Origin of the sequence: Massilia agrisoli, from assembly GCF_020831365.1 — a bacterium.
Classification (GTDB): Bacteria; Pseudomonadota; Gammaproteobacteria; order Burkholderiales; family Burkholderiaceae_D; genus Telluria_A; species Telluria_A agrisoli.
This window is the reverse complement of the sequence record NZ_JAJHPV010000017.1, coordinates 1-17953: the sequence shown is the minus strand read 5'-3', so window position 1 is coordinate 17953 and position 17953 is coordinate 1. Positions and strand designations below refer to the sequence as shown.

At 62.7% G+C, this 17953-nt stretch carries 16 protein-coding genes, 1 rRNA gene and 1 riboswitch; of the genes, 13 read left to right on the top strand and 4 right to left on the bottom strand.

All coding sequences use genetic code 11. The annotated features are described in order from the left end of the window. Positions 1-531: 531 nt before the first annotated feature. Complete coding sequence (locus LMJ30_RS16520) at positions 532-1941, top strand: DHA2 family efflux MFS transporter permease subunit (protein WP_267869697.1); 1410 nt, start codon at positions 532-534, stop codon at positions 1939-1941. Here the strand turns inward: LMJ30_RS16520 and LMJ30_RS16515 are convergent, their stop codons facing one another. From LMJ30_RS16515 to LMJ30_RS16505, 3 genes are all read right to left on the bottom strand, one after another. Beyond that, a complete protein-coding gene (locus LMJ30_RS16515) occupies positions 1942-2754 on the bottom strand; it encodes a response regulator (RefSeq protein WP_229433497.1) in 813 nt (270 codons plus the stop codon). Positions 2755-2786: 32 nt separating this feature from the next. Then, the gene (locus LMJ30_RS16510; RefSeq protein WP_229433495.1) at positions 2787-5057 is read right to left on the bottom strand and encodes a PAS domain-containing hybrid sensor histidine kinase/response regulator; all 2271 of its coding nucleotides are present in this window, start codon (positions 5055-5057) and stop codon (positions 2787-2789) included. A 68-nt stretch (positions 5058-5125) separates the two neighbouring features. Beyond that, on the bottom strand, positions 5126-5875 hold the full coding sequence (locus LMJ30_RS16505) for a Crp/Fnr family transcriptional regulator (RefSeq protein WP_229433493.1): 750 nt from the start codon (positions 5873-5875) through the stop codon (positions 5126-5128). 285 nt (positions 5876-6160) lie between these two features. On the opposite strand from LMJ30_RS16505, the gene LMJ30_RS16500 reads away from it, so the two are divergent. The 12 genes from LMJ30_RS16500 to LMJ30_RS16445 all read left to right on the top strand — a co-directional run bounded on the left by LMJ30_RS16500 (position 6161) and on the right by LMJ30_RS16445 (position 17758). Beyond that, entirely contained in the window at positions 6161-6601 is a 441-nt protein-coding gene (locus LMJ30_RS16500; RefSeq protein WP_229433490.1) for a thioesterase family protein, read from the top strand. An 87-nt stretch (positions 6602-6688) separates the two neighbouring features. Beyond that, on the top strand, positions 6689-7723 hold the full coding sequence (gene cobT, locus LMJ30_RS16495) for a nicotinate-nucleotide--dimethylbenzimidazole phosphoribosyltransferase (RefSeq protein WP_229433488.1): 1035 nt from the start codon (positions 6689-6691) through the stop codon (positions 7721-7723). 4 nt (positions 7724-7727) lie between these two features. Beyond that, the gene (locus tag LMJ30_RS16490; protein ID WP_229433486.1) at positions 7728-8531 is read left to right on the top strand and encodes an adenosylcobinamide-GDP ribazoletransferase; all 804 of its coding nucleotides are present in this window, start codon (positions 7728-7730) and stop codon (positions 8529-8531) included. Between the two features lie 2 nt (positions 8532-8533). Next, entirely contained in the window at positions 8534-9076 is a 543-nt protein-coding gene (locus LMJ30_RS16485; RefSeq protein WP_229433484.1) for a histidine phosphatase family protein, read from the top strand. Further along, positions 9071-9288, top strand: a riboswitch (cobalamin riboswitch). Its footprint overlaps the gene before it by 6 nt. A 140-nt stretch (positions 9289-9428) precedes the next feature. Further along, entirely contained in the window at positions 9429-11297 is a 1869-nt protein-coding gene (locus LMJ30_RS16480; RefSeq protein ID WP_229433482.1) for a TonB-dependent receptor plug domain-containing protein, read from the top strand. A 3-nt stretch (positions 11298-11300) separates the two neighbouring features. Further along, positions 11301-12326, top strand: a complete 1026-nt coding sequence (locus LMJ30_RS16475; RefSeq protein ID WP_371873031.1) for a FecCD family ABC transporter permease — start codon at positions 11301-11303, stop codon at positions 12324-12326. An 18-nt stretch (positions 12327-12344) separates the two neighbouring features. After that, the gene (gene cobO / locus LMJ30_RS16470; RefSeq protein ID WP_229433478.1) at positions 12345-12947 is read left to right on the top strand and encodes a cob(I)yrinic acid a,c-diamide adenosyltransferase; all 603 of its coding nucleotides are present in this window, start codon (positions 12345-12347) and stop codon (positions 12945-12947) included. Between the two features lie 10 nt (positions 12948-12957). Further along, complete coding sequence (gene cobU, locus LMJ30_RS16465; protein WP_229433476.1) at positions 12958-13515, top strand: bifunctional adenosylcobinamide kinase/adenosylcobinamide-phosphate guanylyltransferase; 558 nt, start codon at positions 12958-12960, stop codon at positions 13513-13515. Then, a complete protein-coding gene (cbiB, locus tag LMJ30_RS16460) occupies positions 13509-14453 on the top strand; it encodes an adenosylcobinamide-phosphate synthase CbiB (protein WP_229433474.1) in 945 nt (314 codons plus the stop codon). The genes cobU and cbiB overlap by 7 nt, the downstream gene beginning before the upstream one ends. Then, a complete protein-coding gene (gene cobD / locus LMJ30_RS16455) occupies positions 14446-15435 on the top strand; it encodes a threonine-phosphate decarboxylase CobD (protein WP_229433472.1) in 990 nt (329 codons plus the stop codon). The genes cbiB and cobD overlap by 8 nt, the downstream gene beginning before the upstream one ends. Then, entirely contained in the window at positions 15432-16313 is an 882-nt protein-coding gene (locus LMJ30_RS16450) for a cobalamin-binding protein (RefSeq protein WP_229433470.1), read from the top strand. The genes cobD and LMJ30_RS16450 overlap by 4 nt, the downstream gene beginning before the upstream one ends. Next, positions 16310-17758 carry a cobyric acid synthase gene (locus LMJ30_RS16445; RefSeq protein WP_229433468.1) on the top strand — a complete coding sequence of 483 codons (1449 nt, stop codon included), beginning with the start codon at positions 16310-16312 and terminating at the stop codon, positions 17756-17758. Before LMJ30_RS16450 ends, LMJ30_RS16445 begins: the two co-directional genes overlap by 4 nt. An 85-nt stretch (positions 17759-17843) precedes the next feature. On the opposite strand, the gene rrf is transcribed toward LMJ30_RS16445, so the two are convergent. Continuing rightward, positions 17844-17953: ribosomal RNA gene (gene rrf / locus LMJ30_RS16440) — 5S ribosomal RNA — on the bottom strand; the annotation flags it as partial.

Here is a 17953-nt window from a genome sequence, read left to right as displayed (position 1 = left end):
CGAGGACATCTCTGCCCCCGAATTCGTCCCATTGGTCCGAATTCGCTCACTCAAAATACTGACCGTTACTCATTGCTGAGCAACGTATTTCTTTTTTGTGAACATTTGATAATTTAAGCATTCAAGAACCGAAGTTCTTGGCACCTTCATCAAACGCCCACACTTATCGACTGTTAATTTTTAAAGAACTTTATTCGGCACTGCTTGCTTGCTACTTGTCGACAAAGCGTTGTGTTTGTCAGCAGCAGAGAGATGAGATTATGCGGTAATTTGCGTTGCTCGTCAAACTCTTTTTTACTTCGTCGTCTTTTTCAGACGCCCCTCACAGCTCAGCAACTACTTGATTTCGTTAACCATTTCTGTGGGGAGGCGAACTATAGCAAAGCCGCTCAGCAGTGACAAGGGTTATTTGCTGCAGTGCGTGTGTGACTTGTCGCACAGAGCTATAGTCGACGATCCGGATAATTGATCAGCTTGTAATCCGCGCCAATAAGGAACCATCATGCAGCATCGACGGAAAGGGTGGACACCCTGACCAGCTTAGCAGTCACAAAGCGCTACCTGCCCTGGGTGGTGGCTGCCGCCCTGTTTATGGAGCAGCTGGACGCGACCATCGTCAATACCGCCATTCCCAGCATCGCCGCCAGCTTCGATGTCACGCCACTGAGCCTTAAGTCGGTTGTCAGCAGCTATATCCTCAGCCTGGCAGTGGGCATTCCCATCAGCGGGTGGATGGCCGACCGGTTCGGCACGCGCCGGGTATTCTCAATCGCCATTATTGTGTTCACAATCGCTTCCGTCCTGTGCGGCCTGGCCGTCAACCCGGCGATGATGGTCGCCGCGCGCCTGCTGCAGGGCCTTGGCGGCGCAATGATGATGCCAGTCGGCCGGCTCGCGATCATCCGCACCTTCCACAAGTCCGAGTTACTGGGGGCGATGAACTTCGTGATCATCCCGGCGCTCATCGGCCCCCTTCTCGGCCCTACGGTTGGCGGGCTGATCGTTCACTGGTTTTCCTGGCGCTACATCTTCTTGATTAACGTCCCCGTTGGAATTATTGCGCTGTTTTTGGTCTACAAGTACATGCCCGACCATGTGAGCGAGCACAAGCGTCCACTGGATGTGCTCGGCCTTATCCTGTTCAGCTCGGGAACGGCATTGCTTTCATGGCTGCTCGAGGTATTCGGGGAGCACACGCTGGCGCCATCGACGGCCCTGGCGGCACTTGGCGTATCTCTCGGCCTCCTGGTGGCGTATGCCATCCATGCGAGTGACGCGCAGTTCCCGCTCTTGCGGCTGGGCCTGTTCCGTATCAGGACCTTCCGGATCTCCGTGCTCGGCGGCTTTGTCGCGCGCATGGGGTTTGGCGGCCTGCCCTTCCTGCTGCCCCTTCTCTACCAGGTTGGGATGGGACTGCCGGCATGGAAGTCGGGATTGCTGATGATGCCGTCAGCAATCGCGGCGATGGGGATGAAACTGTTTTCCCAGCGCCTGCTCAAGCGGTTCGGCTATCGCCAGATCCTGGTCGTGAACACAGTCTGCATAGGGCTGACGATCGCGACATTCTCGCTGGTCGATTCCGGAACGCCGCTGCCGGCCATTGTTGCGCTGGGCTTCATGCAAGGATTCTTCGCGTCGATGCAATTCTCGAGCATGAACTCGCTTGCCTATGCCGACATTGACGCGAAGGACTCGAGCATGGCGAGCACGATGTCGAGTTCATTCCAGCAGTTGTCAACCAGCTTCGGCCTGGCGGTCGGATCGCTGGTGGCGGGCTGGTATCTGGGCAACGTGGTCCAAACGGACCGGGCCATGGTGACCAACGCCCTGCATCATGCGCTGCTGACGCTGGGTTTGATCACCGCTGCATCGTCGCTTCTCTTCTGGCGCTTGAAACCTAACGACGGCGACAGCATCAGCCGCGGCGTCGTGGCAGGATAATCACGCGCGTTTCATCCGCTCGGTGACATCCATGCCTACGCCGCGGTAACCGATGAACCGGCTGGCTGCATCGAACATCGGTTCGCCACTCACCTGCAGGTACTGGACGCTGCCGTTGGGCGCCGTGCGGGTGTAAATGAAATCGAGGAATGGCAGGCGGTCCGCGATCTTGGTATCGAGCGCCGCGCGTTCGTTTGCATTCCATACAGCGCCAGCGTTCTCGCCCGTTGTGCCTATCCCCAGCATTTCGTGCACGGGACCGGAGGACTGAGTCAGGCGGCCTTCTGCATCTTGCTCCCAATACCAGTCGGACGATAATTCGGTAAAGCGCTGGAACCGCGCTTCACTCAGGCGCAACTGCGCGGTGCGATCGAGGACCGTTTGTTCCAGCACGCGATTGTGATCGGCCAGTTTTCGGTATAGCAGGCGCACCTCCAGCATGTTGTGGATACGCGTTTGCACCTCGACCAGGTCGAATGGCTTACTGACGAAATCCTTCGCGCCCGCTTTCAGGGCGCGCAGTTTGTGGCCCGGCTGCGCGGTAATTACCAGCACAGGCAGGTAGCCGCCGGTTTCAATCGTCTTGAGCGCTTCAATCACTTCAAAGCCGTCCATTTCCGGCATCTGCAGGTCAAGCAAAATCAGGTCGAACCGGTTTGCCTGATGCAGCGCCTGGACCTCGCGCGGCAACTGGGTGGTCGTGATGTTGGTATAGCCCTCGTTACGGAGCATCTGATCGAGCAGCATCACATTCGCTTCCTGGTCGTCGACCACCAGGATGCTGGCATTAAGTATCTCTGACGGTTGAAGCATCACTTCCCCTGCGTGTTTAATCGGCATATTCATCATTGTCCCGCTTCGTGTGCAGCGGCGTGTTCCAGGGCGACGTCGAGCGCATCCATGAATTCACGTACGCGGATCGGCTTGGTCAGGTAACGGAAGAATCCTGCTTCCAGACCCTTTTCAATATCGCGCGGTACCGCGTTGGCAGACAGCGCCAGCACCGGTATATGCGACGTAAGCGGATCCTCCTGCAGGATTTTCAGCGCGCCGTATCCGCTGATTCCCGGCAGGTTGATGTCCATCAGGATCGCATCGGGAAGATAGGTGCGGGCCAGTTCGATGCCGAGGTGGCCGTCGATGGCGGTGAGCAGCTTGACGTCGCCGCGGCGCGCGATCAACTGTTCCACCAGCGCGAGGTTGGCCGGATTGTCTTCGACGTATAGCAACGTCGGCTGGTCGCCCAGGTCGCGCGCCACAGCCGGACGGCGTTCAAGCGACACCTCGTCGATGTTTTCAAGCGCGAGCGCAGGCGCGGTTGCCGCAGCCAGCTCGACCCAAAACACGGTGCCGACGCCGACCGCGCTTTCAACGCCGATCAAGCCGCCCATCAGTTCGACCAGTTGCTTGGTGACGACGAGCCCGATACCGGTGCCCTCCTCGCCGCTGTCCTGCTGCCCAAGCCGATTAAATGGCTGGAACAGTTGCTCAAGCTGGGTGGACGACAGGCCGACACCCGTGTCCTTGACGCTGATGCGAATCCGGTCCTTGCCACTGACCACGCACTGCACGATCACGCTGCCGCCGCTGCCGTTGTACTTGATGGCGTTCGACAGCAGGTTGATCATCACCTGCTTGACCCGGGTTCGGTCGGCGTGGACATAGATTATGTTGTCGAATTTCGGGAAGGTCAGGGCAATGCCGCGCTTGGTGGCCTGCGGCTCAATCATGCCCTTGCAATCCTGCAGCACGTCCGACATCGACATCGCTTCCTGCGACATTGTTACCTTACCTGATTCAATCATCGCCAAATCGAGGATTTCGTTAATAAGACGTAACAAATACCAGCCGCCTTTGAGGATCTGGTCGATTGAACGTTGTTGGTGCGCGGCCGGGGCCGGCACTTCGGACGCCATCAGCTGGGCAAAGCCGAGCACGGCATTCAACGGCGTACGCAATTCGTGGCTCATGCTCGACAAGAATTCGGACTTGGCGCGGTTGGCCTTTTCCGCCGCCTCGCGTGCGGCCTGCAATGCCACGTTGGTCTCTTGCAGCGCATGCTCGAAATGCTTGCGCTCCGTGACGTCGCGCGCGGCGGCGAACACGCCTTGCACGCGGCGGTCGCGGTCGTGGAAAGTGGTCGCGTTATACGATACGACGGTTTCCTTGCCGTCCCGCGCGAGCGCTGTCAGTTCGTAATTCGTCACCTTGCTTTCGCGCAGCACGCGCGAGATTGCTTCGTCCGCACGCAATGGCTCGGTGAAACAGTTCTTGAACGGCGCGCCGATTAGCTCGTCGCGCGTGCGCCCGGTCAGCATTTCCATCTGGTGATTGACGTCGCTGATGATCCCGCGCAGGTCGGTGGTGATCAAGGGGTCGATGTTCGACTCGATCAGCGAACGTGTGTAGAACTGCTGGTCGCGCAAGCGCTGGTCGAGCAGCGCCTGCTCCGCCTCCACCTGTTTGCGAACCGTGTTGTCGGTGCCGATCAGCAGGAACCCGATCACCTTGCCGACGGCGTCATGCAGCGCGGTCACCGACAGCAATGCCGGGAAGCGCGTGCCGTCCGCGCGGATATACGTCAGCTCGTAAATGTCCTCGATGCCGCGCAGCGCCTTGTACACCATCGCCTCAAAACCCGGCTGGATGGCTGTGCCAAATTCTGCGCTTAGTTCCGCTGCGCGGGTGATCAGTTCCTGCGGGTCCGAGATGGTGGCGGGCGTGCGCTTGTCGATGACGTCGGCGGCCGCATAGCCAAGCATGCGCTCTGCGCCGACGTTGAAAATCTGGATCACGCCCTGGGCGTCGGTTGCGATGCTGGAAAAATTGGCGCTATTGAAAATCGCATCTTGTAAGGCGCCCGCTTTCAGCAAGGGCGCCACGCGTACCGCCATTTGTTCGACCGCGCGCAAGCGCATGGTGCGCCGCATCTGGATAAACACCAGAATCAGCAGGAACACCAGTGCGGTAATGCTGGCCGTGATCAGGTCGCCTGCCAAGGCCGGGTCCAGCTCCTGGTTCAGCGCAATCGCGCCGACCAGCAATAGCACAATGAACGTGGCGGCGAAGGCGAATGCCATCAGCCGTTCCACGGAGGAATTTAATATCGATTTCATGGGTAGTCCTTGTTGCCTGACGTCGAGCACTCAACCTGGCTCTAAAAGGTGACGGCGATACTGGGTCGTCAGGCAGGCCGGCCGGCAACGGCGGGCGGCTGGCGGTTGCGCGTATCGGACAGCAAACGCGCGAATTCTTTCTTTACCACACCGTAGCACTCGCAAACATTCCGCTCCAGGCCGCTCCGGTTGGTGACGGTGATGTGGCCACGGCGGTAGCTGATGAAACCGCTCGCCTGCAGGCGGCCGGCAGCTTCTGTCACGCCTTCGCGACGCACGCCGAGCATGTTGGAAATCAGCTCCTGGGTCATCGTCAACTCGGCTGGGCCAAGGCGGTCGAGCGTCAGCAGCAGCCAGCGGCACAGCTGTTGTTCAACCGTGTGGTGGCGGTTGCACACGGCGGTCTGCGACATCTGCGTGATGAGCGCCTGCGTATAGCGCAGCAGCAAACGCAGCACCGGGCCGGCGCGGTCGAATTCTTCCATCAGGATGCGCGCGGGAATGCGGTAGCCGAAGCCGCCGGTTTGCACCACGGCCCGGCTCGGTGTCGTATCGCCGCCCATGAACAGCGAAATGCCAAGCACTCCCTCGTTGCCGACGCCAGCGATCTCGGACGAGCCGCCGTTCTCAAGCAGGTAATGCAGCGAAATAATCGCCGTGGTCGGGAAATACAGGTAATCGGTCTTGCTGCCGGATTCGGCAAGTACATCACCGAGCTTTAGTGGAACGAGCTCGAGGTGGGGAGAGAGGCGGTTAAATTCGGCGTCGAGAAGCGCCGCGAGGAGGAAGTTCTGGTTCGGGTCATGCTTATATAGCATTCAATACGTTTTCTCGCCGGGGCGTGGGATTGATGATGGGTCAGGGTAGCACGGTGAGGGTCACCGATCGTTTTATATTTCTGCTAATCGCAAAAGGCCCGCCGTCGCCTGCCCTCTCCGTTGTTTATTTGAATGACGTTTTTTCTTTTATCGCTATGCGCGGTACCGAACAGATTGAATCGTTTTGCAGCACTGGCGACTGGCGAACCGCTTATTTATTTGCAGACTCCAACGGTGGGATGGTGGGCGTACAGTGTCATCTTGAGATCGCCAAAGGAGAAACTGATGTACGAGAAAACGCTCATGGCCGGATGGGGTGACATGGATTTCAATTCCCACATGCGCAACACGGCCTATCTGGACAAATCTGCCGACCTGCGCATGATGTACTTTGCCGACCGCGGTTTCCCGATGTCGGAATTCATGCGGCTGAAGATCGGGCCAGTAGTGATGAAAGACGAGGTCGAATACTTCCGCGAGTTTCACCTGCTCGACGCGGTGCGGGTGACGATGATGCTGGCAGGGCTATCCGAGGACGGCAGCCGTATGAAGCTGCGCAACGACTTTTATCGCGAAGATGTGCTGGCGGCCCGGGTGACTTCGACGGCTGGCTGGCTGGACCTGGGCCAGCGCAAGCTGGTGTGCCCGCCGGACGCCTTATTGCAAGCCTTGCGCGATGCGGACAGGGCCGATGATTTCCAGGTGCTGCCCAATAGCCGGCGCTGATTTGCGGCCCCCTTCCACGGGTCAGGTTTTTTTGGTGTGCTAAGGTATCGCGCGTTCCGATATCAAAACACCAACACCAAAAATACTATGCGATTACCTTTAGCCGCACCCATCCACGACCTTGCACTTGCCGAACAACTGAGCCGCGCAATCAATAACAAGACCAAGCCCATCGGCAGTCTCGGCGCCCTCGAGAGCCTTGCGCTACAGCTCGGCCTGATCCAGAAAACCGTCGACGTGCGGATCAGCTGCCCGGCAATTCTGGTCTTTGCCGCCGACCATGGCGTCGTTGCCGAAGGCGTGTCCGCATACCCACAAAGCGTCACCTGGCAAATGGTGGAGAATTTCCTCGCCGGTGGTGCTGCGATCAATGTCTTTGCGCGCCAAAACGGCTGTGCGCTGCACATCGTCGATGCCGGCGTCAACCATGAGTTCAGCGCGCGCGACGGTTTGGTCGACCGCAAGGTCGCTTTCGGCACGGAAAACTTTGCCAAAGCCCCCGCAATGACAGCGGTCCAATGCGAAGCCGCGATCAGCCACGGTATCGCCCTCGTGGACGGCCTCGACGGCAACGTAATCGGCTTCGGTGAAATGGGCATTGGCAATACCACCGCGGCGGCCGCGCTCATGCACAAGCTCACGGGAATTCCCGTCGCCGATTGCGTCGGCGCCGGCACCGGGCTTGCGGCTGAAGGAATTGCGCATAAACGCAGCGTGATCGAAGCCGCGGTTGCCCGCCACGACGGTGTGCGCGAACCGCTGGATATCCTGGCCACCTTCGGCGGATTCGAGATCGCCATGATGGCCGGCGCAATGCTGCGCGCCGCCGAGCGCCGCATGGTGATCCTGGTCGATGGCTTCATCGTCACCAGCGCACTGCTGGTCGCGGCGCGCCTGCAGCCGTCCATCCTGGACTATTGCGTGTTCTCGCACTGCTCTAACGAGCGCGGGCACCAGCGCATGCTCGCACAACTTGATGCGCGGCCCCTGTTGAACCTCGACCTGCGCCTCGGCGAAGGTACTGGCTGCGCGCTGGCCCTTCCCCTGCTCGCAAGCGCCGCTAACTTCCTGCGCGAGATGGCGACCTTCGATTCGGCCCAGGTCAGCCAACAGGGGGAATAGAACGATGCAGACCATCGCCACCGCCTGCGTATTTCAATGCCGCCTGTTCTTCATTGCGCTGCAATTCTTCACGCGCCTTCCCATCCCGCGCTGGGTAGGCTTTGAAAGCGCATGGCTGCACCACGCGTCGCGCTACTTCCCGCTGGTCGGGCTGCTGGTGGGCGCGATCGCAGCTGCGGTCTATTGGGCGGCCGCCAGCGTGTGGCCAGCGCCGGTCGCGGTGCTGCTCTCAACCGCCGCCAGCATCTACCTGACCGGGGCCTTTCACGAAGACGGCTTTGCCGACATGTGCGATGGCTTCGGCGGCGGCATGACGCGTGAGCGGGTGATGGAAATAATGAAGGACTCGCGCATCGGCACCTACGGCGCGGTTGGCGTCACCTTGCTGGTCGCGCTCAAATGCCTGCTGCTGGCGATGCTGGAGCCGGCGCTGGCGATTGCGGCCCTGCTATTGGCGCACCCGCTCTCGCGCCTGGCCGCCGCGGCGCTGATCTGGCGCCTCGACTACGTGCGCGACGAAGGCAAGGCCAAGCCGCTCGGGCAGGACATGAGCGATGCCGAGTTCCTCATCGCCTCGGCCGGCGCCGGCATACCGGCGGCAGTTCTTGGTGCGGCCGGGTTCATGCCGTGGCTGTCGATTGCCCTTGCGGTCGCGTTCGCGGCTGTCGCCGCCGCGTGGATGGCCGCGAAGTGCGTGCACCGCATCGGCGGCTTTACCGGCGACTGCCTCGGCGCGGTCCAGCAACTGAGCGAAGTGGCCATCTATCTCGCGGTGCTGGCCTGTGCCGGACAGGCAGCACTGGCCTGACCATGCGCGTCCACCTGGTCCGGCACTTCGCGCCTGACGTCGCGCCCGGCGTGTGCTACGGCAGCGCCGATCTCGCGGTCAGCGACGAAGTGCACGCGCGGATGCTGTCTTCCGTGCAGGCTGCGCTGCCTTCCAACCTGCCGGTCTACTCCAGCCCACTCCAGCGCTGCCTGCGTTTGGCGCGCGCCCTGGCCTGCGATGTGCGCGTCGACCAGCGCCTGGCCGAGCTGGATTTCGGCGCGTGGGAACTGCGCCGGTGGAGCGATATCGCGCGCGCCGAAGTCGATGCCTGGGCAGCCGACGTCGCGCATTACCGCCCCGGCGGCGCCGACAGCGTGGCCACAATGGCGCTCCGCGTGCACGCATTTTACGAACAGCTGATGCGATCGGAGGAGCCGGAATGCGTGATCGTCTGCCATGCCGGAACCATGCGCCTGTTCGCGGCGCGCCAGCTTGGCCTCGCCCCCGCCGCGATGGCGCAGCACGCCGCCTCCCATGCCCATGCAATCGGCTACGGCGCAGTCGTCACACTCGACTGTGTATAATCGAGGCGTTTTGGTGCCCGCACACATGTCCATGTGTGCAGTTAAACGGGAAACACGAAGCCTTTACCAGCTAACGTGTGCTGCCCCCGCAACGGTAAGCAAGCGTCGCCTCGCGCGACAAGCCGCCTCCAACGACCACTGTGCGATGTGCATGGGAAGGTGAGACGGCCACACTTGCTAGCCCGGATACCGGCCAAAGCAGGTGGAAGTGCGCGAACGGGGATGTTTGCGGCGCGGCCGGGCTTTGCATCTTCCTTGTCCAGTCAGTCGAATCTCATCCCTCGCTTGCGCAGTTCTGTTCAATCTGGCCTGCGGGGACGCGGGCCGGTTGCCAACTGACTGAAGATTCGACATGACCTTACCTGTTGCACGCCGCGCGGCGCTGTCTTCGCTTGCGCTCGCCCTCTCTTCGCCTTTCCTGCCGGCGCATGCCGGCGACGCCATGGTGGCCGAAGTACTGGTTACCGCCAACCGCTCCACCCAACCCGCAATGGACGTCCTTAGCGACCATGTGGTCATCGGCTCGGACGACATTGCCCGCTCCGGCGCGCGCTCCGTCACCGACCTGTTGCAGCTGCAGCGCGGTATCGAGGTTGCCCGCAACGGCGGTCCAGGCGCCACATCCTCGGTGTTCATCCGCGGGGCCGACAACCGCCAGAATGTAGTGCTGGTGGACGGCGTCCGTATCGGTTCGTCCACCACCGGCGGCGCCAGCTGGAGCGCACTGCCGCTGGCCGATATCGAACGCATCGAAATCGTCTACGGCCCGCTGGCGACGATGTACGGCGCCGACGCGCTTGGCGGCGTAGTCCAGATCTTCACCCGGCGCGGCGCGGGCGCGCCACGCGTCACGTTTGCAGCCCGGGCGGGCAGCGAAGGCCTGCGCGAAGGCGAAGCTGCGGTCAGCGGATCGACCGCAAGCGCGATCCCGGTCAGTTATGCCATCGCCACCTCGCGCACCAAAGAAGACGGCTTTTCTGCGACCAGGCCGGGCGCGTTCTCGTTCAACCCCGACCGCGATGGCTACAACAAGGAAAGCGCCAGCGGCCAGTTAGCGCTGCAGCCGGCGCGCGGCCACGAACTGGGCGCGCTGTTCATGCACAGCCGCCTCGATGCGGACTACGATGCCGGTGCGGCAGACTACCCGGCCCGAAGTGTCCAGCAGCTCGATAACGTCGCGCTGTTTTCGCGCCATCAGCTCAGCGCCGCGTGGCAGCTCGCGCTGCAGGCCTCAAGCGCCTCGGACAAATCGCAGGATGACAGCAGCGCGGCAGCGTCGGGACGCAATCGCATCGAGACGCGCCAGAACGCCCTGAGCGTCCAGAACGATATCGCCATTGGCGACGACCTGCTGCAGCTGGTGCTGGAGCGGCGCTCCGAGGAAGTCATCTCCAACTCCAGCGGCGCGCTGAACCGCCGCCGTGACACCGACTCCGCTGCGGCCTCGTACTCGTTACGCGCCGGCGCCCACCTGGCCAGCATCAGCGCACGGTCCGACGACAGCAGCCAATATGGGTCGAACACCACATGGGGACTAGGATACGGCTACCGCCTGACGCGCACGCTGCGTCTCAACGCCAGCACCGGCACCAGCTTCCGCGCACCGACATTCAACGAGCTGTACTACCCGGGCTATGGCGTCGAGTCCAACCGGCCGGAGCAAGGACGCAACGTGGAAGCCGGCGCCTATTTCAGCGAAGGCGAAAACCAGGCCAGCATCGCCTGGTACCGCAACAAGGTACGCGACCTGCTGGTCAGCACCAGCCGCTGCCCGGTGGAGGTCGCGACCCACCCGTACGGCTGCGCCTACAACGTCAACCGCGTGGTGCTGAGCGGGGTGTCAATCGGCATGCGTACCCGCCTCGCGGATATCGACCTGAATGCGGCGTTCGATTTCCAGGACCCGCGCGACGACACCACCGGCAAGCAGCTGGCCCGCCGCGCGAGGCGGCACGCCAAGCTGGGCGCCGAGTATGCCATCGGCTCGTCCACTGTCGGCGCGGAAGTGCTGGCATCCGGCGCGCGTTACGACGACGCCGCCAACCGCAACGGGATCGGCGGCTATGGCGTGGTGAACCTGTTCGCCGGATACCGCCTTACCCCGGATTGGTCCGCCATCCTTCGTTGGAATAACGTGGCCGATAAGCGCTACGAGCTGGCGCGCCATTACGCGACACCGGGCTCGAACTGGTTTGCCGGCCTGCGCTACGGCGCGCGTTAACCCATGCACGCGCAAGCGTACCCTCTGCACCGGCGCGCGGGCATGGCGACCGCCGTGCTGGTGCTGCTCGCCGCCAGTTGTTTTGCGGTGGCAGGCCTGGTTGGCTCGGTACCGGTTCCGTTGACGCAGCTGCCTGCTGCGCTGGCGGAACTGGCCGGCGGCGCCGGCTCGTCGCTGGCCGCCACCTTGCTCGACCTGAGGCTGTCGCGCGCGCTGACGGCCTTCGTTACTGGCGCATCGCTCGCGCTGGCTGGCGTGATGATGCAGGCCCTGCTGCGCAATCCCCTGGCCGATCCGTACACCCTCGGCATTTCAGCGGGCGCCTCGGTGGGAGCTGTTGCGGCCCTCCTGTTCATGGCGCCGGCATGGGCCGTCGACGCGAGCGCACTGGCAGGTGCGGCTGGCGTTTCGGCGCTGCTGTACCTGCTGGCGCGGCGCGGGCTGGATGGCGCCGCCTCGGTCCGCGGCGGCGCCAGGCTGTTGCTACTGACCGGCGTTGTGCTGTCGTCCGCATGCATGGCCATGGTGACGCTGATGCTGTCGATCGCGCCGGAGAGCCGCTTGCGCAGCATGATCTTCTGGATGATCGGGGATATTGCAGGCGCGCCGGTGCGTGCCACGCCGTGGATCGTACTTGCCGGCGTACTGGTGTTTGCGCTGCGCAGTGCACGGTCACTGAATGTCCTTGCCGTGCATGACGGCGCCGCCGCCACCCTCGGCGTGCGCGTCGGCCCGACCCTGCAAAAGCTATTCTTCTGTTCCGCACTGTTGACCGCGACCGCGGTTGCCAGCGCCGGCAGCATCGGCTTTGTCGGGCTGATCATCCCGCATGCGCTGCGCTTTGCGTTCGGCGCGGACCATCGGGTGCTTATCCCTGCCGCGACACTTGCTGGCGGAACCTTCCTCGTGCTGGCGGACACGCTGGCCCGCACCGTGGTCGCGCCGCAGCAGCTTCCGGTCGGCGTCATCACCGCGCTGGTCGGCGCACCAGTATTCCTCTACCAGCTGCACCGCCTGCGCAGTGCATAAATTTAAACAGGAGAGCTTATGAACGACATTAACGAACGCCACCGCATCCGCATGGAGCGGAAGAAGGCAATCATCGACAAGAAAATCAGTGAGGCGGACAAGCACATCGGCATCATCGTCGTCACCACCGGGAACGGCAAGGGCAAGAGTTCGAGCGGCTTCGGCATGGTGATGCGCGCGCTGGGCCATGGAATGAAGGTCGCCGTCATACAGTTCATCAAGGGCGGCATGTCGACGGGCGAAGAAAAATTCCTCCGCCGCTTCCCCGACGAGGTGAGCTTCCACGCGATGGGCGAAGGCTATACGTGGGAGACCCAGGACCGTGAGCGCGACACCGCCAAGGCCGCTGAGGCATGGGCGCTGGCGCGCCGCTTCCTGGCCGATCCTGAAATCGGCCTGGTGCTGCTCGACGAACTCAATATCGCGCTGAAGTACCGTTACCTCGATACCGCCGAAGTCATCGAAGACCTGCTCGGCCGCCCGCTGATGCAGCACGTCGTCATCACTGGCCGCGGCGCGCCGGAAGAACTGGTCACAGCTGCGGATACGGTAACCGAAATGGCCGTCGTCAAGCACGCCTTCCAGGCCGGGATCGCCGCCCAGCAAGGAACGGAATGGTAAAGGCACTGTCATGAGCGTGACCCTTGTACTTGGCGGCGCGCGGTCGGGCAAGAGCGCCTATGCCGAAGCGCTGGCGTTGAGCACAGGCCGCGATGCCGTCTACATCGCGACCGCCAGCGCAGGCGACGACGAAATGGCGGTCCGCATCGCCCATCACCGCGAGCGGCGCCCGGACGCCTGGGTCACCGTGGAAGAGCCCCTCAAACTCGGCGAAGCGCTTAACACCTGGGCCGGCCCGGACCGCATCGTGCTGGTGGACTGCCTGACCCTGTGGCTGTCGAACCTTCTCTTCCCGGAGAACGGCCCGTTTCCGGAAACGGGCGTGGCCACGCTGCCCGCGCGCTTTATCGTCGAGCGCGAACGCCTGCTCGATGCGCTGACGCAGCCGCGTGGCGACATCATCCTGGTGTCGAACGAAGTGGGCATGGGCATCGTGCCAATGGGCGCACTGACGCGCTGCTTTGCCGATGAAGCCGGGCGCCTGAACCAGGCGGTAGCCGCGTTCGCGGACCGGGTGGTGCTGGTCGCGGCCGGGCTACCGCTTATTCTCAAGGATGATGCGTGCTGAGCGGACTGGCTTTGGCTGACCTGGCGTGGCTGATGGTGGCCGCGGTGGCGATCGACCTGCTTGTTGGTGAGGCGCGCCGCTGGCATCCGCTGGTCGGCTTCGGCAACTTGGCGTCGGCACTTGAGCATCGGCTCAACCGGGGGCGTGTACGCAAGGTGCGCGGCATCCTTGGATGGCTGCTTGCGGTGACGCCGTTAGTGGCGCTGTCCGCATGGCTTGCCGGTGCGGGCGGTTTCGCCGTCCATGTGGCGCTGCTGTATTTCAGCCTTGGCCTGCGCAGCCTTCGTGACCACAACCTTCCAATCGCACGCGCACTCGGCGCAGGTGACATCGGCGGCGCCCGCAGGCTGACCGCACGCATCGTCAGCCGCGACACTTCCGGGCTGGACGAGCCCGCGCTGGCTAAAGCCAGCATCGAATCCCTGCTTGAAAACGGCAACGATGCGGTATTCGGGACCTTGTTCTGGTTTGCGGTGGCAGGCGGTCCGGGCGCGCTGCTGTTCAGGCTAGCCAATACGCTGGACGCCATGTGGGGATACCGGAATGCGCGCTTTGGCGATTTTGGCTGGATGGCCGCGCGCTTCGACGATGCGCTGAACCTCCCGGCGGCACGCCTGACCGCCCTCTCCTACGTGATGTTGGCCGGCGACAGACGCCGCGCGTTGCGTTGCTGGCGCAAACAGGCGCCGGCCTGGCCGAGCCCGAATGCCGGTCCTGTCATGGCAAGCGGCGCGGGTGCGCTTGGCGTCGAGCTGGGTGGTAGCGCCACCTACGACGGCGTGCTTGAACAACGCCCCGTGCTGGGTGACGGACGAACACCCACCGCTGATGACATCGTGCGTGCATGGCGCCTGGTGCTGGGCACGACCCTGCTCTGGCTGGGATTTGGCACCATGTTCGCAATGACGAATTACCTGATTGGAGAAGGATATGCTTGAACACGGCGGCAATCTGCGCCAGGCTGCAGCCCGGTTCGACAGGCCTCTTGAAAACTGGCTTGACCTGTCAGCCGGCCTGAATCCGCACGGCTTCCCCGCGCCCGCAATCGGCGCGCACGCCTGGCATCGGCTGCCCGAAAAGGACCCGCTGCTCGCGGAGGCAGCATCGCGCTACTACGGCGCGCCGGACATGCTGGCCGTTGCCGGCACCCAGGCGGCCATCCAGGCCTTGCCGCGCTTGCGTTCACCGTCGCGCGTCGTCATTGCGGCGCCATCGTACGCGGAGCACGCGCATCACTGGAGCCAGCACGGGCATCGCGCCCGCGAAGTGCCCTTTGCGCGTCTGGACGACGAGATCGCCAGTTGCGATGTCATGGTGGTCTGCAATCCAAACAATCCGACCGGCGCCATCGTCCAGCGCGAACAGCTGCTTGCATGGCGCGCGCAACTGGCGCAGCGCGACGGATGGCTGGTCGTCGACGAAGCTTTCGCCGATGTGGCGCCGGCGAACAGCGTGGCGGAAATGAGCGGACTGCCAGGCCTGGTTGTTCTTAGCTCGATCGGCAAGTTCTTCGGCCTTGCCGGGTTGCGCACCGGCTTCGTTGGCGCCCAACCGCAATTGCTTGCCCAGCTTGAAGCCCTGGTTGGTCCCTGGACTGTCAGCGGTCCCGCGCAGTTGGTGGCGCGCGCCGCCCTGTGTGACCGCGACTGGCAGGCAAAAATGCGCCAACGCCTTGCCGACGACGGCGCGCGCCTGCGCGCAGTACTTCGCGACAGGGGTTTGGCTACCTCGGGTACAGACCTGTTCCAGTGGTGGCCGATGAACGAGCCGGAGCCTATGTGGCGCCACTTCGCAGAGCGTGGCATCTGGGTTCGCCTTTTCCTGCAGGCCGCCCGCGGCATCCGCGTCGGTCTTCCGCCGAATGAAACGGGCTGGCAAAGGCTGATAAAGGCACTTACCGAATGGAACAATCAAAAATGAAAAGCATCCTCTTTGCGCTGAGCCTTGGCGCGGCCCTTCCGGCCCATGCGGCGATCACTGTGCTTGATGACGAGGGCAAGCCCGTCACCCTTCAAAAGCCGGCGCTTAGGATTATCGCACTGGCGCCGCATGTCACTGAGCTGCTGTTCGCGGCAGGCGGGGGCAGCAAGATCGCAGGCGCCGTCAGTTACAGCGATTATCCCGAGCAGGCCAGGCGGATTCCCCGCATCGGCGACAACCGCATGATCGATATGGAGCGTGTCGCCTCGATGCGCCCCGACCTGGTGGTCGCGTGGATGCACGGATCGTCGCAGCGTCAAATCGAACAACTGCGCGCGCTCGGTGTACCGATCTATCACAGCGAGCCGCGCAAGCTGGCTGATATTCCCAATAGCGTCCGGCGCCTTGGCAGATTGATGGGAACTGAAGCCGCCGCCGAAGAGCAGGCACGCCAGCTGGAAGGCAAGCTAGCCGCACTCGGAAAAAAATACGCCGGCCGCTCAACGGTGCGCACCTTTTACCAAGTGTGGGACAAGCCGCTGTACACGCTGAACGGCGCGCATATCGTCAGCGACGCGATTCGCCTGTGCGGCGGCGAGAATGTCTTTGCGTCGATGAAGATCACCGCGCCGGTAGTCGATATCGAATCGGTCGTGCAGAAGGATCCGGAAGCGATCTTCAGCACTGCGGCACGCAGTGGCGACGAGGGCGGCATCGGCATGTGGCGGTCGTTTGCCACAGTGAGCGCAGTACGCTACGCCAACCTGTTCCGCGTTGACGGCGACCTGCTCAACCGCGCCGGCCCGCGCATGATCGAAGGCGCCGCGTCGCTATGCGAGCACCTCGACACCGCGCGCCAGAGAAGGAATAAACCGTGAGCAGCTTCCCGTATCACACGCTGATGGTCCAGGGTACGACCTCCGACGCTGGCAAGAGCACGATTGTCGCGGCGCTTTGCCGCGTGCTGTGGCAGCAGGGCGTGAAGGTGGCGCCGTTCAAACCCCAAAACATGGCGCTCAACAGCGCAGTGACCGCCGATGGTGGCGAGATCGGCCGTGCGCAAGCGCTGCAAGCCATCGCTGCGGGCCTGGCGCCGCACACCGATATGAATCCGGTGCTGCTCAAACCATCGAGCGACACTGGCGCCCAGATTATCGTGCACGGAAAAGTGCGTGCGGAGATGGACGCGCGCGACTATCACACCTATAAAACGGCGGCGATGTCCGCGGTACTCGAATCGTACGGCCGGCTGCGCGCGCAGTATCAGGCAGTGATCGTGGAAGGCGCAGGCAGCCCGGCCGAAATCAACCTGCGCGACCGCGATATCGCCAACATGGGTTTTGCCGAAGCAGTGGACTGCCCGGTGATTCTGGTGGCGGACATCGACCGCGGCGGCGTGTTCGCGCACATCATCGGAACGCTCGACTGCCTTTCGGCGAGCGAGCGCAATCGCATCGTTGGTTTCGTCATCAACCGCTTCCGCGGCGACCTGTCGCTGCTACAGCCGGGTATCGACTGGCTGGAAGAGCGAACAGGCAAACCAGTGCTTGCGGTGCTGCCGTACCTGCACGGTTTATACCTCGATGCAGAGGATGCGGTTCAATCGGTGCAGGCGTCGCGCGGCGCTTTCCGGATTGTCGTGCCGTCGCTTCCGCGCATGAGCAACCATACTGATTTCGATCCCTTGCGTGCGCATCCCGGCGTCGACCTGCGCTTCGTGCGCCAAGGGGAAACGCATCCGCCCGCGGACCTGGTCATCCTCCCGGGTAGCAAGAACACCCGGGCCGACCTGGCGTGCCTTCGATCGGAGGGCTGGGGCCGCTATCTCGACAAGCACCTGCGCTACGGGGGCAAGGTGATCGGTATCTGTGGGGGCTTCCAGATGCTTGGAACAAGCGTGTCGGATGCCGACGGTATCGAAGGCGCCGCTGGTACTTCGGATGGACTTGGCATCCTGCCGATGACGACCACGCTTGCGTCGAGCAAGCAGCTGGCGCAGGTGCGCGGCACGTGCACCTTTGCCGATGCGGACGTCAGCGGCTATGAGATTCACATGGGCGTCTCCAGCGGGGAAGCATTGCAACGGCCAGCGTTTGTGATCGGCGGGCGCGGCGAAGGGGCGCGCTCTGTCGACGATCAGGTGCTGGGCACCTATCTGCATGGTTTGTTCGACTCGCCCCAGGCTTGTAGCGCCCTCCTTCGCTGGGCCGGGCTTGAAAGTGATATTGTGGTCGATGCCGGCAAACTGCGCGAAGCAAGCCTGGACCGGATTGCCGAGATGTGCATGCCGCTATGTGCGGCGCTGGCCAAGGCTTCCCGATGAATCCCACGAACCGTAGGGCGATTACTTTCCACGAGACGAAAAAAAACCCGCTGACATCGGTCAACGGGTTTTTTCCTTATAACTAGCCTGACGATAACCTACTTTCACACTGGTTGCAGCACTATCATCGGCGCAAAGTCGTTTCACGGTCCTGTTCGGGATGGGAAGGGGTGGGACCGACTTGCTATGGTCATC